This is a genomic window from Bacillus sp. EA-CB0995 (assembly GCF_055814245.1).
Genome location: NZ_CP169269.1, coordinates 3,267,739 through 3,284,569, shown reverse-complemented (window position 1 = coordinate 3,284,569; position 16,831 = coordinate 3,267,739). Strand labels below are relative to the sequence as shown.

General features: G+C 36.9%; 12 protein-coding genes, 1 other RNA gene and 7 pseudogenes. 17 read left to right on the top strand and 3 right to left on the bottom strand.

The window, feature by feature from the left end:
• Positions 1-86: 86 nt before the first annotated feature.
• The 6 genes and pseudogenes from ACEWFJ_RS16960 (at position 87) to ACEWFJ_RS16935 (ending at position 3,981) form a co-directional block, all read left to right on the top strand.
• Entirely contained in the window at positions 87-257 is a 171-nt protein-coding gene (locus tag ACEWFJ_RS16960; protein ID WP_098309380.1) for a YpmA family protein, read from the top strand.
• A 7-nt stretch (positions 258-264) separates the two neighbouring features.
• Positions 265-740 (top strand): annotated as a pseudogene (locus ACEWFJ_RS16955) (cell wall elongation regulator TseB-like domain-containing protein).
• Positions 741-758: 18 nt separating this feature from the next.
• Positions 759-1,946, top strand: a complete 1,188-nt coding sequence (locus tag ACEWFJ_RS16950; protein ID WP_473689305.1) for a pyridoxal phosphate-dependent aminotransferase — start codon at positions 759-761, stop codon at positions 1,944-1,946.
• A 90-nt stretch (positions 1,947-2,036) separates the two neighbouring features.
• Positions 2,037-2,798, top strand: coding sequence for a DNA replication protein DnaD (gene dnaD, locus ACEWFJ_RS16945; RefSeq protein WP_473689304.1), 762 nt, complete (start codon positions 2,037-2,039; stop codon positions 2,796-2,798).
• Positions 2,799-2,813: 15 nt separating this feature from the next.
• Complete coding sequence (gene nth, locus ACEWFJ_RS16940) at positions 2,814-3,470, top strand: endonuclease III (RefSeq protein WP_098309376.1); 657 nt, start codon at positions 2,814-2,816, stop codon at positions 3,468-3,470.
• Positions 3,467-3,981: pseudogene (locus tag ACEWFJ_RS16935) on the top strand (YpoC family protein). Before nth ends, ACEWFJ_RS16935 begins: the two are co-directional and overlap by 4 nt.
• A gap of 44 nt (positions 3,982-4,025) precedes the next feature.
• On the opposite strand, the gene ACEWFJ_RS16930 reads toward ACEWFJ_RS16935, so the two are convergent.
• Entirely contained in the window at positions 4,026-6,656 is a 2,631-nt protein-coding gene (locus ACEWFJ_RS16930; RefSeq protein ID WP_473689303.1) for a PBP1A family penicillin-binding protein, read from the bottom strand.
• 65 nt (positions 6,657-6,721) lie between these two features.
• Positions 6,722-7,324, bottom strand: a complete 603-nt coding sequence (gene recU / locus ACEWFJ_RS16925; protein ID WP_473689302.1) for a Holliday junction resolvase RecU — start codon at positions 7,322-7,324, stop codon at positions 6,722-6,724.
• A gap of 105 nt (positions 7,325-7,429) precedes the next feature.
• Here recU and ACEWFJ_RS16920 point away from each other — a divergent pair.
• From ACEWFJ_RS16920 to ACEWFJ_RS16910, 3 genes and pseudogenes are all read left to right on the top strand, one after another.
• Positions 7,430-8,430: pseudogene (locus tag ACEWFJ_RS16920) on the top strand (DUF2515 domain-containing protein).
• 529 nt (positions 8,431-8,959) lie between these two features.
• Positions 8,960-9,202, top strand: a complete 243-nt coding sequence (locus tag ACEWFJ_RS16915; protein WP_473689301.1) for a hypothetical protein — start codon at positions 8,960-8,962, stop codon at positions 9,200-9,202.
• 13 nt (positions 9,203-9,215) lie between these two features.
• Positions 9,216-9,565 (top strand): annotated as a pseudogene (locus ACEWFJ_RS16910) (YppE family protein).
• Positions 9,566-9,745: 180 nt separating this feature from the next.
• Here ACEWFJ_RS16910 and ACEWFJ_RS16905 read toward each other — a convergent pair.
• Positions 9,746-9,954: pseudogene (locus ACEWFJ_RS16905) on the bottom strand (YppF family protein).
• 292 nt (positions 9,955-10,246) lie between these two features.
• Here ACEWFJ_RS16905 and ACEWFJ_RS16900 point away from each other — a divergent pair.
• The 8 genes and pseudogenes from ACEWFJ_RS16900 to ACEWFJ_RS16865 all read left to right on the top strand — a co-directional run bounded on the left by ACEWFJ_RS16900 (position 10,247) and on the right by ACEWFJ_RS16865 (position 16,825).
• The gene (locus ACEWFJ_RS16900) at positions 10,247-10,663 is read left to right on the top strand and encodes a YppG family protein (protein WP_473689300.1); all 417 of its coding nucleotides are present in this window, start codon (positions 10,247-10,249) and stop codon (positions 10,661-10,663) included.
• Positions 10,664-11,286: 623 nt separating this feature from the next.
• Positions 11,287-11,649, top strand: coding sequence for a CotD family spore coat protein (locus tag ACEWFJ_RS16895; RefSeq protein ID WP_473692571.1), 363 nt, complete (start codon positions 11,287-11,289; stop codon positions 11,647-11,649).
• Positions 11,650-11,710: 61 nt separating this feature from the next.
• Positions 11,711-12,264 (top strand): annotated as a pseudogene (locus tag ACEWFJ_RS16890) (SLOG family protein).
• Positions 12,265-12,334: 70 nt separating this feature from the next.
• Positions 12,335-12,682 (top strand): cell division regulator GpsB, encoded by a 348-nt coding sequence (gene gpsB, locus ACEWFJ_RS16885; protein ID WP_098309365.1) that lies wholly within the window; start codon positions 12,335-12,337, stop codon positions 12,680-12,682.
• 87 nt (positions 12,683-12,769) lie between these two features.
• Positions 12,770-13,157, top strand: an RNA gene (gene rnpB / locus ACEWFJ_RS16880) — RNase P RNA component class B.
• Positions 13,158-13,368: 211 nt separating this feature from the next.
• Positions 13,369-14,505 (top strand): THUMP domain-containing class I SAM-dependent RNA methyltransferase, encoded by a 1,137-nt coding sequence (locus ACEWFJ_RS16875; protein ID WP_473689299.1) that lies wholly within the window; start codon positions 13,369-13,371, stop codon positions 14,503-14,505.
• A 63-nt stretch (positions 14,506-14,568) separates the two neighbouring features.
• Positions 14,569-14,754, top strand: a complete 186-nt coding sequence (locus ACEWFJ_RS16870; protein WP_098309363.1) for a DUF3921 family protein — start codon at positions 14,569-14,571, stop codon at positions 14,752-14,754.
• A gap of 131 nt (positions 14,755-14,885) precedes the next feature.
• Positions 14,886-16,825: pseudogene (locus ACEWFJ_RS16865) on the top strand (ATP-dependent DNA helicase).
• Positions 16,826-16,831: the final 6 nt, after the last annotated feature.

Sequence of the window (16,831 nt, the reverse complement as noted above, 5' to 3'; positions counted from 1 at the left end):
AAGCAGGGTTTATAAAGAATGTACTCTTATTGTAACCGCAATGCGTTCTTCTATAATTAGAAATTTTGTGTAACGGAGGAGTTTTTATGGAGAAGAAAATTGAAGTACTATCAACGACGCGTCTTGGATACACGTCTGATTTATACAAGATTGTTGATAGTTTAAATCGAACATTAAAAGAAAAAGATCTGATGTTCGGATTAGCGTTAGATGAAAAAGAAAAAGAGACAGCAATATTTACGATTTACAGAACGTAGTGATACAATGAAAAAGTGGATTTTGACAATTTTTATTGTAATCGTTGCTGTTGTTTTATATGGGGTACACATCTATAATACAACGATGGAGAAAAAATTCCGAAAGAATCGAAAACAGTTGAGATTGCAAAAGAAAAAGCAAAACTTACTAAAGTAACAAAAGTCGATTATTATAACGGTCAAGCTCCATATGAAGTTGTACAAGGTGTGAATGAAAAAGGAGAACAATATATCGTTTGGGTGCCTGAGAAAAAAGGAGATATTCTGGTGCGAAAAGCAAGTGAAGGTATTTCTGAAAAAGATGCTTTGCAAATTGTTGCCAAAGAGCGAAAGCCGAAGCAATTTGTGAAAGCGAAATTAGGCGCTGAAAACAATGTTCCATTATGGGAAGTTACATATATTGATGATGAAAATCGTTACACTTACTATTATCTTGCATTCGAAGATGGTAAGTTTTTAAAACGATATAGCATTGAAAAATAAGTGCAGGGGGAACTCAGGATGAAATTAGCAAAGCGAGTAGCTGCTCTAACACCATCTACAACGTTAGAAATTACAGCAAAGGCACAAGCATTAAAAGCAGAGGGACATGATGTAATTGCATTAGGAGCAGGAGAGCCTGACTTTAATACGCCAGAACATATTATGGATGCTGCTCATAAAGCAATGTTAGAAGGTCATACGAAATATACACCAACAGGTGGATTAGCTACGCTGAAACAAGAAATTATCAAAAAGTTTGAGCGTGACCAAGGTATATCTTATGAACCATCTCAAATTATTGTGTGTAACGGTGCAAAGCATGCTTTATATACGCTTTTTCAAGTATTACTTGATGAAGGTGATGAAGTTATTATTCCAACTCCGTATTGGGTAAGTTACCCAGAGCAAGTAAAACTTGCAGGTGGTGAGCCAGTATATGTAGATGGATTAGAAGAAAATAATTACAAAATCACACCAGAGCAATTGCGTCAAGTAATTACAGAGAAAACGAAAGCCGTAATTATTAACTCACCTAGCAACCCAACAGGGATGATTTATAGCAAAGAAGAGTTGCAGCAGCTTGGGCAAGTATGCTTAGAGCATAACATTTTAATTGTTTCTGATGAAATTTATGAGAAATTAATTTATGGCGATGCAGAGTATACATCAATTGCTCAGCTTTCTAATGAATTAAAAGAACAGACTCTTATTATTAACGGTGTGTCAAAATCGCACTCAATGACAGGCTGGCGCATTGGTTATGCAGCAGGTAATAAAGAACTTATTAAAGCGATGACGAACTTAGCGAGTCACAGTACATCAAACCCTACTTCAATTGCACAGTACGGAGCGATTGCTGCTTATGCTGGAGATCAACAACCTGTAGAAATGATGCGCAGCGCATTTGAAGAGCGCTTAAATATCGTTTATGAGAAACTGATTCAAATTCCTGGGTTCTCTTGCATTAAACCGCAAGGAGCGTTCTATCTGTTCCCGAATGTGAAAGAAGCAGTAGCATTAGCTGGTTATGAATCAGTTGATGAATGGGCAAAAGCATTATTAGAAGAAGAGAAAGTTGCCCTCATTCCAGGAACAGGATTCGGAGCACCAAATAACGTTCGTTTATCATACGCAACTTCACTTGAACAATTAGAGAAAGCGTTAGAACGTATTGATACATTTATGAAAAACAAAATGAAAGGCTAAGCGTAGCTCTTTCATTTCTATCTTTGCCAATTGTCTTAGACAGTTCAAATGATACCTCCCTTTCGTATAGGGAGGTTTTTTTGACGAATTATGTCAAAAAGAAATGAGAAGAGGTATGTTATACTAGAAAGTGAGGTGTTTGATTATGAAGAAAAAATCATGTTAGAGTGGTTTGAACAAGGCAGCATTGTGATTCCAAAATTATTAATGATGCACTATAAAAAACTCGGTTTAAATGAAGTAGAGTTCATGGTACTGTTGCATGTCCATACATTTTTAGAGTCGGGAAACTCTTTCCCAACACCAGGAGAAATTGCAGAGCGGATGACCATTACACAAACAAAGTGTATGGAGATTATTCAAGCGTTAATTCAAAAAGGCTTTTTAGCGCTAGAAGGAGGACGTAAATCCGCAGCAATGATTTGCGAAAGCTACTCGTTACAGCCTCTTTGGGAAAAGATATTACATTTTTTAATGAGTGAAAATATTGAAGAGGAAGAGCGAGAACAAAAACAATTACAAATCAATTTATATACAGTGTTTGAGCATGAATTTGGAAGGCCATTATCTCCATTTGAGTGCGAGACGTTAGCAATGTGGCAAGATCAGGATCATCACGATCCACTTTTAATCCAAACTGCTCTTCGCGAAGCTGTTATGAGTGGAAAATTGAACTTTCGTTATATCGATCGCATATTGTTTGAATGGAAGAAGAATGGAATTAAAACGGTTGATCAAGCACAGAACCAAGGACGGAAATTTAGAGAAAATCAGCAACGAAATCAGCAAGTATCACGACAAGAAACGAAGTATACAGGAAAAGTGCCGTTTTATAATTGGCTAGAGCAATAATGGTAGGAGGAAAAAATGCTAAATAAAACACAAATTAGACATTGCCTTGATGTAATGGGAGAGATGTACCCAGAAGCGCATTGTGAACTTAATCATGACAACGCATTTGAACTTGTTATTGCGGTAGCGCTATCTGCGCAGTGTACAGATGTTCTTGTAAATAAAGTAACAAAAAATCTATTTCAAAAATATAAAACACCAGAGGATTATTTAAGCGTGTCTTTAGAAGAATTGCAGCAGGATATTCGTTCTATTGGTTTGTATCGGAATAAGGCGAAAAATATTCAAAAGCTATGCCGTATGCTTATTGATGAGTATGGTGGAGAGGTGCCGCAAGATAGAGACGAGTTAACGAAGTTACCAGGTGTAGGACGAAAAACTGCAAATGTTGTTGTCTCCGTTGCATTTGGTATTCCGGCCATTGCCGTTGATACGCATGTAGAGCGCGTTAGTAAACGACTTGCCTTTTGCAAATGGAAAGATTCTGTATTAGAAGTAGAAAAGACATTAATGAAGAAAGTACCGATGGAAGAGTGGGGCGTAACACATCATCGTATGATCTTTTTTGGGCGTTATCACTGCAAGGCGCAGCGTCCCCAGTGCGAAGAATGCAGGCTGTTAGAGCTATGTCGTGAAGGTAAGAAACGCATGAGAGAGAAGGAGAAGAAATGAAGCAAGTACTTGAAATACCAAATGATTTTCGGTGTAGTCCTTTCTTTGAGGAAGAGACTGTCATTGAATACAATGTAGAAAAATCATTTGGAGAGCTTTTAAAAGAGACGTGCTTTCTCTTTGATATCGAGCAGCGATATAAGCCATGGAATGAGATAGAAATGAGTATTTCTACTGTATTAAACTTATGGAAAGAACAAAAAGAAGAGATTTCTATATTATTTCGAAATCGAAACAAAAAAGAAGCAAAAGATCCGATGGTACGATTTGCAGGACATCTTTTATCTATTTTACACTGGATGAATAGAACACCTGTTGTCAGTTTACAGGATATGAATGAACAAATAGAAAGATTAGAAAAAAACCAGTTAACTTTATGGAACGTTTTTTATTTATTATGAAACAGCCAGATCATTATCATTCTTTTATTCAGCTGACACAGTTATATGAAGAATTGGAAAAGTTATATGTAAAAGTACTCATTATGCAAAAGAAGCCATCTTCTCGGTAGAGAAGATGGCTTCTTTTTTATTAGTGTGTAGCTTGTTATCGTTATTATTGAGTCGGTTTATTTGGATTTCCACCTTCTGCTGGTGGATTCGGATGATTTCCGTCACCCGGTGTGGTATTTCCGCCACCTGGTGTGGTATTTCCGTCACCCGGTGTGGTATTTCCACCACCTGGTGTGGTATTTCCACCACCCGGTGTGGTATTTCCGCCACCTGGTGTGGTATTTCCGTCACCCGGTGTGGTATTTCCGCCACCTGGTGTGGTATTTCCGCCACCTGGTGTGGTATTTCCGTTGTTTTGATTTTGCTTATCTTGTTCAGCTTTCTTAGCGGCATCTTCTTCAGCCTTTTTCTTAGCAGCATCATCCTCAGCTTTTTTCTTAGCATCATCACCAGGTACTACTACCGTCGCTGTTACCGGAGCACTAGAGCTATTACCTTTTGTCGCAACGAGAGAAATGGTATAGGTAGCACCAGGTTGTACGCCGCTAATTGTTGCGCTTGTACCACTTATGTCTGGACTTCCGCTGGAACCATCACTGCCTTTGTAGCTTACAGAGTAGGATACATCTGTATCAGATGAACCAGCCCATTTTAGTTGGATGCTATTAGAAGATTGATCATATGCAGCCTGTAAACCACCTGGGGCACTTACGTCAATCTTTTTAATATTATCTTTTTTAGCACCTTTCACATAAAGTTCATCATTTACGCGTTCTACACTGCTTGGCATTTCAAAACGAGATGTATCAGTTCCAAATTCACTCATCATCGCTTTAAACATACGTTGTGCGATCGCTGATGAATTTTTGTCAACATAGCCTTCAGTTCGTTTATTATACCCAGTCCATACAGCCATCGTATATTGTGGTGTATAGCCTGCAAACCAACTATCAGGACTTCCAGAAGCAGGGAAACCAGTAGCTCTTAGTTCTTTTGAATCATAGTTTGTTGTCCCTGTTTTACCAGCAACATCTAGTGAACTAACATTTGCTTTTGTACCAGTACCAGAATCTACAACAGTACGAAGCATATCTGTAGTCATATATGCTGTGTAATCTTTCATTACTCGTTTTCCTTTTGGTGTAAAGTTCACTTCTTTACCATCCGGATACACAACTTTTGTTACAAAGTGTGGTTTATGATATACACCACCGTCTCCGAATGATGCATATGCTCCTGCAACTGTAAGAGGAGAAGCGGCATTACTACCGATTGCTGTTGATTCTTGGGCACCATCTGCTCCAAATGTAAAACCAAGTCCTTCAGCGAAAGTTTGTGCTTTACCTATACCAACCTCTTTAGCAGTTTTCACAGCAGGCACGTTACGGGACTGTGCTAATGCATCGCGCATTGACATTGGACCTTTGTGGCCGTTATCAAAATTTCGAACCTCTTGTCCTGTTGAATATTTATACGGCGAATCGTCAACTTGATGATATGTTGACCATTGCTTATATTCAATAGCAGGGCCGTAATCAAAAACTGGCTTCATTGTAGAACCTACTTGGCGTTCTGAGTCAATAGCTATGTTATGTCCTTTAAATGTTGCTTTATTTTCACCGCGTCCGCTACCAATTGCACGAACTTCACCTGAGTTCGTATCCATGAATACGAATGCACCCTGGAATTTTTCATCCGGATAGTTAATGATTTCTTCTGTGTTCATCATTTTATCTGCATAGTCCTGTGCTTTTGGATCTAATGTTGTATAAATTGAAAGACCATCAGAACCAATGTTGACATCTTTAATTTGCGATTCGATTTCTTTTACAGCGGCATCTAAGAATCCTTGATAAGGCATTTGTGTTGCTTCTTGAGATGGCTGAAGACCTTCCGTTACTGGAACTTTCTTCGCATCTTCCATTTCTTTCTTCGTAATATAGCCATGTCTGTTCATTAAATATAAGACTGTATCGCGTCGTTCTGTTGCAGCCTTGACGTTTTCTGGTTTTGTCGGATCATAAATACTAGGACCTTGTGGTAATCCTGCAAGCATCGCTGCCTCAGGTAATGTTAAATCTTTTAATTCTTTTCCATAATAATTTTTTGCAGCTGTTGCAATACCGTAAGAACGGTTACCTAAGTTAATTTTGTTTAAGTACATTTCTAGAATTTCATGTTTTGAATATTGCTGCTCTAACTTGTAAGCTAAATACCATTCTTGTACTTTACGTTTTATTGTTTGTTCCGGTGTTAGGTAATAGTTTTTAATAACTTGCTGTGTAATTGTACTACCACCTTGAGTACCGGAGTCACTAGTCAAGTTTGAGAAAATCGCTTTTGCCGTACGCCTAAAATCAATTCCATGGTGCTCATAAAAACGTGAATCTTCTGTAGCTAGGAAGGCATTTTCTACTACTTTTGGAATTTGATCATATGTGACCTTTGTTCGCTTTTCAGCGCCATATTCATATACGAAATTTCCGTCTTTATCATAAAATTTTGTTGATAATGGAACTTCAAGTTTCGCTTTATCTAATTTTGGAGCATCCTTTATTATAATAAAGAAAGCAGAAACCCCAGCTATTAGTGCCACAATGCCGACTATTAAGCAAGTGATTAGAAATTTACGTAGAAAAGAACCTTTTTTCTTTGGTTTCGCTTTTTTAGGCTGTTCTTGTTTCTGTTTTTTAGCGTGTTTTCGTTCTTCACGAGAACGATAATTTTCTGACATTATACTTTCTCCTACCTTTCATTTCCTCCCCAAAAGTCGAAAAATGAGCCTTATTGTTGACTCTATCACGAAAAATAAAGTGTGTCTAGTATATGAATATAATCAATGCGGGGGTGATAACCGCACGGTAATAAGTACCCAAGCTCTTCCACTTCTTGTTTTGTAATTGATTTACGTCCACCAGCTTCTTGTCGATTCCAAAATGTAATGATTTGTTTTGCTTCTAGTAAATAAAATTCATCGAAAAGCGTAAATTTAATAATAACAAATGCAATACCACCATGAGCTAATACTTGCTTCATATGTTTAATTTGGTGAAGATGGAAGTTTTGTAAGGGAAAACTTGTTTTATTTTTAGTTTCTTTCGCTTCAAAGTCAATGTACTTACCTTTGTATACACCGTTGTAGTCGGTTGTAGAAGGTTGCTTAAAGTACGCTTCTTTAATCACAGCAGCACTTCGCTTCGGATAATCGACTTTTACAATTTGAAGAGGGGTGGGCTTTTTATGAACGCAAGCAATATTGTGCGTTAAATAGTACTGATTTGTTTCGTTTAGTTCCTCTTCAAGTGACATACCTCTATTACTATAAGTATGTTTACTTGTAGGCACAGTATGAGTTTGCTGCGTTTCATTATACTTTCTTCCGTTTGGGTAACGAATGGTCATGGTTTGTCCACTCCAACTTGCATAGAATCACTTACAAAGGTGATTATATCAAAAAAAATGAAAAATAGGCGATTTTTTTGAATACAGAGAAGAGGTGAGAACATTATGTTTGCACAAAGCGAATATGAAAAAATAAGACAAAAAAGGAAGATTACTTCCTATACAAAGGAAGAGCAAGAGCTCGTGCATCGTATTGTACAACAAACTCTCCTTGCTAATGTTGATAATATTTCGCGCACGCATGCTTATAAAGAATATTATGAACGCAATAAAGAAATTCGTTGGTCATTTTTAGCCAGTATGGTATCTCGAAATGCAGGCTGGAATATGACAGATTTAGAAGGAAAATATTATCCAAAAGTTTTATCCAAAGAGATACGTAAACAGTTATTTCTTACATATGAACGTGCAAATTGGCTTATTTTTTTAGATGCATATCCTCAGCTGCTATTGTATGGATATAGTAAACAAATGCAAAAACCTCTGTTTCATTTGTTGCAAATATTTTCTGTGTCGATATTTATGGAAGTAGAATGGAATTATTTTTGGAATCAAAAAATGAGGATCGACTTATGACGACTCTCATTATTAATGAACAACATATCATCCAAAAGCCGGTAATTGAGCATCCTTTTTATCAAAAGCATGTATTCCAAACATTATTATTCAAATTTCAGGAATTGTTTCATTTTAGTGCAGTGATATTTCCAACAGTAAATGGGAAATTATATGGTTTCTCCGTACGTCAGTTTGAAACACTGATAAAGAGAATTGAGTTAGGGAAACGATTAGCGTGGTTATTATTTCATCCAACTTATAAGGATTCGTTTTATACATTTTCTTCTCAAACAGTTCATACGGGGGCGAGGTTAGATTATGAACAATACTTCCCTACTTTTAAGGAACAAGATACTCCTCAGCTTCGCGATGTATTTTCTGTCATCTCCCATCATCGTGATGCGGAGAAAGATTGGTTTCATTCAGGAATGAATATAGAGGAATTGTTTTTGTTTGAAGAACCGAAAATAGACATTGATATTACAGAATGGTTTTTACACAAACAGAAGCAATTACACTTGTTTGCTTCACTCAATGACCTTTTTTAACAGAAGTCATTATTCATGATATAATAAAAAAATCCCGCTTCATGAAAAGCGGGAAGAAAGTTAAACAAGCTGTAAGAGCCCGATTGATTCAACTAACTTTTCATGGAAGAGAATCGTTTCCATGAAAAGAAGTTTCACTTTACCCCGCTCAAACGGTTGGTAAGAAGTGAGAGCGGGGAGGAAGTCAAACCAACCGTAAGAGCCCGATTGGTTCAACTAACCATCAATGGGAAAAGCGCCCATTGATGGAAGTTTCACTTTATGTAGCAGGGAAATTTGGTCCATCCAATTTTGGATTTCCTGTTTCTGGTTTATTTTGTTTGCTTTGAGTTTGTTTTTTCTTGTTTTCATTTTTGCTTTTAGCCATTGTCAACACCTCCCTTTCGTATTGTTGCCACTTTCATAAACTTCATACAAAAAATCACTTTCTTTGCCGAATTAAAACTAGTTTTGTCAAGCATGCAGGAGCGGAAAAGGAGCTGTCGAATTAACATGACAAACGGAAGGCAAAGAGGGAGGCGTTTTAAAGATGAAAATGGTTCAGAAAGAGGATGTAATGAAAAAAATGGATCAGATGTTAAATACTCTTGATTTGCTTGAAATGAACATGGCACTTAGAGTTAATCATGCGCTTAAGGAAAAAAGAGAATTTGTAGTTAATAAAGAAGAGATAATGGAAATGCATATAAAGCATATGGAAGCAAAATTATTGCAGCATGAAGAGAAAGGTAGTTGGGTACAAACGTTTCAAATAGTGGCAGTTAGTATATAAGTAGGTGGAAATAGTGGAATATGTAACATTGATTGAAATGACCAAAAAAATAATTGAATATAACGATGAAACAATTATAAAAAAAGAGAAAGTGAAGAACTTGAGTTTGACTTTTATCATGATATAAAGCCATTCGTGTCTTTAGTAGACAAAGGATTAGAAGAATGGAAGCAACTTGCGCTTGAGTGGTTGTATCGAGTAAAGCCTAAATATATACATGTACAGCAAATTGAACAAGTATGTACAAATTTACAAAGCAATTCTTTACAGTGTTTTGCACAGAAAATGAATGGGAAGCGTTTTTATGAAACACATCAGGCGATTCATTATACATTACAAAATATTTTAGAACAATGTAAGTGATAAGAGGGGAGAATCCCCTCTTATTTTTTATCCCGCTATTTGCGGGCAGTAAGGCCCCACTTCAAGATGCAGAGAGAAACGAAGAAGATATGTGGGGGGACAACTGCCCGTAAAAGCTCGGTTGGTTCAACTAACCATCAGTGGAGGATGAAGAAAACCCCCACTGATGGAAGTTTCACTTTATACTTCTGTCACGATATTCTTTTCTGTTTCGTAAGCTGGTTTTGTAGCTCCAATTGTTTCTAGTTCACGTGTTACACTTCTATACTGTGATAAGCAAATTTTTCCTTGTAGATAAGAATGTCTTGCAAAATCAAGTAACTCATTCAAATCCTCAGGTTCATATCCCTTTTTTTCAAAAAATCTTGTTTTAAATCCCCTAATACCATGCTGATTCCTCCCCCATAAGAATCTTTTCTATATAATGGTAGCATACAAACGCTTACTTTTTTATTTTTTTGAAAATTTAAATTTTGCGCAAGGTATAATTTGTATTACTTTATCAACTATCGGTTGTCTTTTACCTTTCATGGTAATGATTTGGAAAAATGGGGATCGACTAGTAATGGCCAATGAAAAAGTTAGTCAACGCAGGAATTTTCAACTTATAGGATGATTACACATTTTTTTTATGATTTCATATTCTAACTATATAGAAAACTGTTAGAGGAGGGAGAATGTATGTTTCAACATTCCAGCATGTATCAGATTGAACAAGATCCATACTTACGTTATAATATGTATCCTTTTACGCCTTACTATATGAATCAAACAAATTATTTTCAACCTTTTCAACTTCCGCCAATGAATCAACCAATGAATCAACCAATGAATCAGCCAATGAATCAACCAATGTTTTATCCACCGAAACAACCTATTCAATCTTCTTTTCATCCACATACGCCATATCCGATGATGAATAAACAAAATTATGCAAAGCAACAGCCAAGTCAATTTTCTGGTTTAATATCGCAATTTAAAACAGCCGATGGAAATTATGACATTAATAAAATGATGGGTACTGCAGGTCAAATGATGAATGCAATGAATCAAATTACTGGTATTGTCAAACAAGTAGGAGGCTTTTTTATAAAGTGAAACTAACCTTTCACGGGTGCTTTTCCCATGAAAGGTTAGTTGAACGAGTCGGGCTCATAAGGGTAGTTTTTTTATCTTTTATATAGGGCAATATGTGTAAAGAATTGAAGAAGGATTTTCTAAGGTATTGATGATATATGTGGCTCAATAAAAACCCAAATTTTACATGCGAAATGTCATAAAAAAGAGTTGTTCGGACCTCCTATCCATTTTACAATGACGGTAGCGTTAAAATATGATGTATGGAGAGGACGAATGTGAACAAGGTTATTTTACTTTTGTTTTTTGTCATGATTACATTAATTGTTTTTATTTTTACAAACTTTAAACAATTTTTATAGACAAATTTCCGATATAGAAATAGGTATTTGTAACAAACGGCTTTTACTCTTTTCTCATATTGTAAAGTGTAAGCTCATTTTCAAACTGTGAGAGGAGAGAAAACTATGTATCATTGTCATCCTTGCTTAGGGGGAGCAGCACCTTTCGGGGGAGCAGTTGCACCTTTCGGGGGAGCAGCACCTTTCGGGGGAGCAGTTGCACCTTTCGGGGGAGCAGCACCTTTCGGGGGAGCAGCACCTTTCGGAGGAGCAGTTGCACCTTTCGGGGGAGCAGTTGCACCAATTACAACAACACCTCCTATTGTGCATCCGACAAAATGTTGTGTAACACACACATGCTCAAAAACGGTGGTCCCTCATATTCACCCAACACATATAAAACACGTTCATCATCAGGTAGTGCAATCTCAGCATTATTTCCCACAAACACACTCTGCTGCAAATGTTATATCCCCTGCTGATCCAGTGTATGTTGGTGGATTTGGTGGGTTTGGCCCAGGTGGTCCTCAAGTATCGCCACTTGGCCCGAATGTTGGTCCAAATGTAAGTCCAGCAATGTTACCGCCAGGCCCAAATGTTGGCCCAAGTGTAAGTCCAGCAATGTTACCGCCAAGCCCAAATGTTGGTGGCATGTTTAAAAAGTAAGTGTTATGCTAGAACTAGCAAATTGCTAGTTCTTTTTTTGAAAAGAGAAGGGGCGTTTCATATGAAAGTTGTAGCTGCTACAGGATATAAGCCATTTGAATTAGGGATTTTTTCAAATGACCATCCTGGAATTTCTTACATAAAAAAAGCGATACATCAAAGGCTGCTTCCTATGTTAGAAGAAGGATTAGAATGGGTTATAATTAGTGGACAATTAGGGGTAGAACTATGGACAGCCGAAGTTGTATTTGATTTGCAATTGGAATATCCAGATTTGAAATTAGCTGTATTTACCCCTTTTTTAGATCAGGAAGAAAATTGGAAGGAAAACAATCGGGAGTATTATGAATGTATTCTCTCACAAGCAGATCACGTTGATAGTATAACGAAGCGGAAATATGAAAGCCCAGAACAATTCCGGCTAAAAAATCAATTTTTCATTGAAAAAAGTGATGCATTACTTGCTATGTATGATGAAGAGAAACCAGGAAGTCCTAAATACATCGTAGAAGCAGCGAAAAAAAGGAAGAAGCCCAAAATTATCAATGTTATTTTATACTTTTTTCTGATTTACAAGATATAATAGAAGAAGAACAGTGGAATAAGGATATATGATTGACAAAACGGACTGTTTCTGAAAAAATTTACTTAATGAAAGTTTTGGTAAAGACTTGAGGTGACCTAAATGATTTCTGATAAAATTAAGTTAACAGCGAAAGATATTTTAGAAAAAGAGTTTAAAACGGGAATGCGAGGCTATCAACAAGAAGAAGTAGATAAATTTTTAGACATGATTATTAAGGATTATGAAGCATTCCATAAAGAAATTGAACAATTACAGCAACAAAATTCACGTTTAAAGCAAGAATTGGAGCAACAAAAAGCAATGGCACAACAAGTACAATCTCAGCCAGCGCCAACTCCAGCTCCTGTTCCTACTCCGCAACCAGTTTACAATAATACGAATACAGATATTTTAAAACGTCTGTCGAATTTGGAAAAAGCTGTGTTTGGAAGTAAATTGTACGAATAATGGAAGCATCTAAATAAACTTGTAGCAATTTACATGCAAAAAACGTTGCAAAATATTTATGTTTCCACTATACTAATTCATGTCATAACGTTTGGGTAATCGCTGCAACGCTTTGTTGTAGAGGAAAGTCCATGCTCGCACGACCTGAGATGGTCGTAGTGTTCGTGCCTAGCGAAGTCATAAGCTAGGGTATTCTGGCGTAAAGCTGGATTAACGGCAGGAAAAAACCTAAGTCCATTGGATATGGTTTGACTACCTTTAAAGTGCCACAGTGACGAAGTCCCAGAAGAAATGATGGGAGTGGAACGAGGTAAACCCCACGAGCGAGAAACCCAAATATTGGTAGGGGAACTTTTCCTAAGGAAATGAACGATGGGAAAAGACAGATGCAATTGCTCTGTAGATAGATGATTGCCACCGGAGTACGAGGCGTGGGCCGTTTGCAGTACAAAGGTACAGAACATGGCTTACAGAACGTTATGAACCAATCATGAGTTTGTTCAGCTCTCCTTTGTAAGAGGAGGGCTTTTTATTTGTATGAATTTTTGGAATGTGAGTTAAAATGGTAAAGAAAGTTTTACAAATTTAATACAATTGAAGTGAAATAAAATGTTATGATTTTAACTGATTAGCAGAGAACAGTTACTGCCAATGAGTGTTGGATTATATATATAAGGAGAATGGAAATGGGAAAAGTTACTTTAATTGCAACTGCTGCAATGGGAATTGAAGCACTTGTTGCAAGAGAAGTTCGCAATCTCGGTTATGAATGCCAGGTAGATAATGGGAAAGTAACGTTTGAAGCGGACGCAAAAGCTATTTGTCGCAGTAATTTATGGCTCCGTACAGCGGATCGTGTGAAAATTAAAGTTGGTGAATTTAAGGCAACAACATTTGATGAATTATTTGAAAAAACAAAGGCGCTAAATTGGGGGGATTATATTCCGGAAAATGGAGAATTCCCTGTTATCGGTAAATCGATTAAATCTACACTATTTAGTGTACCTGATTGTCAAAGTATCGTAAAAAAAGCAGTCGTTGAAAAATTAAAAAGTACATATAGACGCACAACATGGTTTGAAGAGAATGGCCCGCTATTTCGTATCGAAGTTGCGCTATTAAAAGATGTAGCAACGTTGACAATTGATGCAAGTGGTGTTGGGCTTCATAAGCGTGGATACCGCGTTGGACAAGGGGATGCACCGTTAAAAGAAACATTGGCAGCTTCATTAATTATGTTAACCAACTGGAAGCCAGATCGCCCGTTTGTAGATCCTTTTTGCGGTTCTGGAACGATTCCACTTGAAGCCGCATTAATTGGTCAAAATATTGCTCCAGGCTTTAACCGTGATTTTGCTTCTGATGGATGGGGTTGGATTGGTAAACAAAATTGGGATGAAGCTCGTCAAGAAGTGGAAGACTTAGCGAATTATGATCAACCTCTTCAAATTATCGGATCAGATATTGATCATCGCATGGTACAAGTTGCCCAGGATAATGCTGATGAAGTAGGGCTTGGTGATCTTATTACATTTAAGCAAATGCAAGTAAAAGATTTTACAACAAAAGAGGAATATGGTTATGTTGTGACGAATCCTCCATACGGAGAGCGTTTAAGTGAAAAGCCTCTTGTTGAAAAAATGTATGCAGAGATGGGACAAGCATTCCGACCGCTGGATACTTGGTCTTTATATATATTAACAAGCCATCCAGAGTTTGAGAAATGGTACGGCAAAGATGCATCAAAGAAACGAAAATTATTTAATGGATTTATTCGCACTGATTACTATCAGTATTTTGGCAAACGCCCGCCGCGTGATTAGTATAAAACTTCTTTAGAACGCATATACTTGCTATTATGCGATAATCTAAAGGAGGAAGCGCTAATGGATGGTTTGCAATTTTCTATGATTCAAAAAGCTATTCATCGAACGTATGATGAATTAGAAAAAGAGGTAAACCTTCACGGCGTAGCGGATCATGAATTACAAAGAGCACGTGAAGAATATTTATCAGCTTTATCACATGAAACATTAATTGATAAACAGTATTTAAAATCATTGATAGAGTAGAAAAGTTTTCCTGCAATTAGGAAAACTTTTTTCGCTCGTTTGTTATGTAAGCAACAAGAAAACAGCAACTGCTCTTTTTATGAGTGGTTGCTCTGTCTTTTATATAGAAATTATGTAGTTGGAGGAATACGATGTTTACGAAGCAAAAGCTGCCATTTGAAGTGGGGAAACAAGATAATTTTTTCGACAAGTTAAATGAGTGGATTGGAGACGTATTTTACGACATTTTACCAGAAAAGGGATTTGAAGAGCGTGATGAGCAAATTTTTATGGCGTTCCAATTAGAACGAGCATTTCAAGAGAAGAAAGTAATGTTTGCTGAAGCGGGTGTTGGGACAGGAAAGACGATTGTATACCTTCTTTATGCGATTTGTTATGCACGTTATACAGGGAAGCCAGCTATTATTGCTTGTGCGGATGAAACGTTGATTGAGCAGCTCGTGAAAGAAGAAGGGGACATTGCTAAATTATCAGAAGCATTAGGACTATCTGTCGATGTACGTTTGGCAAAATCAATGGAGAATTACCTATGTTTACGTAAGCTTGAAGATGTAATGAGTGGACGAGCTCCGGAAGTGATTGAAGATTTATATTATGAATTGCCTCAATTCGTATTTGATCATGGAACAATGCAAAACTTTACTCATTACGGCGATCGAAAAGAATTTCCGTTATTAAACGATGAAGAATGGTCTAAAATATCTTGGGACTATTTCCAGGATTGTTTCACGTGTGAGTCTCGTCATCGCTGTGGACAAACATTATCTCGTGAACATTATCGTAAAGCAGCAGATTTAATTATTTGTTCGCAAGATTTCTATATGGACCATATTTGGACGTATGATGCACGTAAACGTGAAGGACAAATGCCGTTGTTACCGGAAAGTAGCTGCGTTGTTTTTGATGAAGGGCATCTTGTAGAATATGCAGCGCAAAAAGCACTTACGTATCGTTTAAAACAAACAATGATGGAGCAACTTTTAACAAGATTACTGCAAAATGATATTCGCGAAGAGTTCGCTCATTTAGTAGAAGAAACTATTTGGCAAACGGAACAGTTCTTTGAAGCGCTAAAAGAAAGTAAGAAAGAAATTGCTGGTTCTGATCGTCTAGAAATTCAATTAACAGAAAAAGTAACGACAGAAGCAAAGCGATTATATGCAAAAATTTCTGAAGTTGGCGATGCGCTTGTTTTTGAAAGTGAAATGTACACAGTAAACACGTATGATTTAAATATTGTTGACGAACATTTAGATGTATTAGAGCATTCATTACGATTGTTTATGCATGAGAAAAATGTAATTACGTGGGGAGAAGAAGGTGATGGTGCCTTTACGCTTGTTATTATGCCGCGTGCTGTAGAAGAAGTGCTGCAAGAAAAAGTATTCTCCAAAAAATTCCGTACATCTTCTCATCTGCGACATTATCAGAAAACAATTCATTTGCATTTACTGCAAATAGTTTAGGGGTAAAAGATTATTTATCATTCTCAGTTGCTTCTCCGTTTGAATATGAAGAGCAGATGAAAGTGTACTTACCGACATATGCAAAAGCGAACGAATGGGAAAGAAAATGTCAGTACGCATTAGAAGAAATTCAAAAAACAAATGGACGTACATTGATTCTATTCCGTACAAAACAAGAATTAATAGCATTTAAAGAATATGTAGGGAAAGAACAAATGTCAGTACCGTTTTTATATGAAGGAGATCAAGAGATTAGTCAGCTTGTTTCTCGTTTCCAAAATGAAGAGGAAACGGTATTATGTGCAGTTCATTTATGGGAAGGTTTAGATATTCCAGGTTCTTCGTTATCTCACGTTATTATTTGGTCGCTTCCATTCCCTCCAAATGATCCTGTATTTGAAGCGAAGCGCAAGCATGTAAATGATCCGTTTTGGGATGTTGACGTTCCATATATGATTTTACGTCTTCGTCAAGGAATTGGACGTTTAATTCGTACGAGCGAAGATAAAGGATATATTTCGTTATTCTTATCAGAAGGTGAGAATGAGAAAGTAGTAGAAGCTGTTAAACGAGTTCTCCCAGTAGAAGGGGAAATGTTACAATAAGCTTGG

What these genes read in the sequence shown, in the direction of transcription:
- ACEWFJ_RS16960 (WP_098309380.1), top strand. Translation starts at nt 87, where the DNA reads ATGGAGAAGAAAATTGAAGTACTATCAACGACGCGTCTTGGATACACG.
- ACEWFJ_RS16950 (WP_473689305.1), top strand. Translation starts at nt 759, where the DNA reads ATGAAATTAGCAAAGCGAGTAGCTGCTCTAACACCATCTACAACGTTA.
- dnaD (WP_473689304.1), top strand. Translation starts at nt 2,037, where the DNA reads ATGTCAAAAAGAAATGAGAAGAGGTATGTTATACTAGAAAGTGAGGTG.
- nth (WP_098309376.1), top strand. Translation starts at nt 2,814, where the DNA reads ATGCTAAATAAAACACAAATTAGACATTGCCTTGATGTAATGGGAGAG.
- ACEWFJ_RS16930 (WP_473689303.1), bottom strand. Translation starts at nt 6,656, where the DNA reads ATGTCAGAAAATTATCGTTCTCGTGAAGAACGAAAACACGCTAAAAAA.
- recU (WP_473689302.1), bottom strand. Translation starts at nt 7,324, where the DNA reads ATGACCATTCGTTACCCAAACGGAAGAAAGTATAATGAAACGCAGCAA.
- ACEWFJ_RS16915 (WP_473689301.1), top strand. Translation starts at nt 8,960, where the DNA reads ATGAAAATGGTTCAGAAAGAGGATGTAATGAAAAAAATGGATCAGATG.
- ACEWFJ_RS16900 (WP_473689300.1), top strand. Translation starts at nt 10,247, where the DNA reads ATGTTTCAACATTCCAGCATGTATCAGATTGAACAAGATCCATACTTA.
- gpsB (WP_098309365.1), top strand. Translation starts at nt 12,335, where the DNA reads ATGATTTCTGATAAAATTAAGTTAACAGCGAAAGATATTTTAGAAAAA.
- ACEWFJ_RS16875 (WP_473689299.1), top strand. Translation starts at nt 13,369, where the DNA reads ATGGGAAAAGTTACTTTAATTGCAACTGCTGCAATGGGAATTGAAGCA.
- ACEWFJ_RS16870 (WP_098309363.1), top strand. Translation starts at nt 14,569, where the DNA reads ATGGATGGTTTGCAATTTTCTATGATTCAAAAAGCTATTCATCGAACG.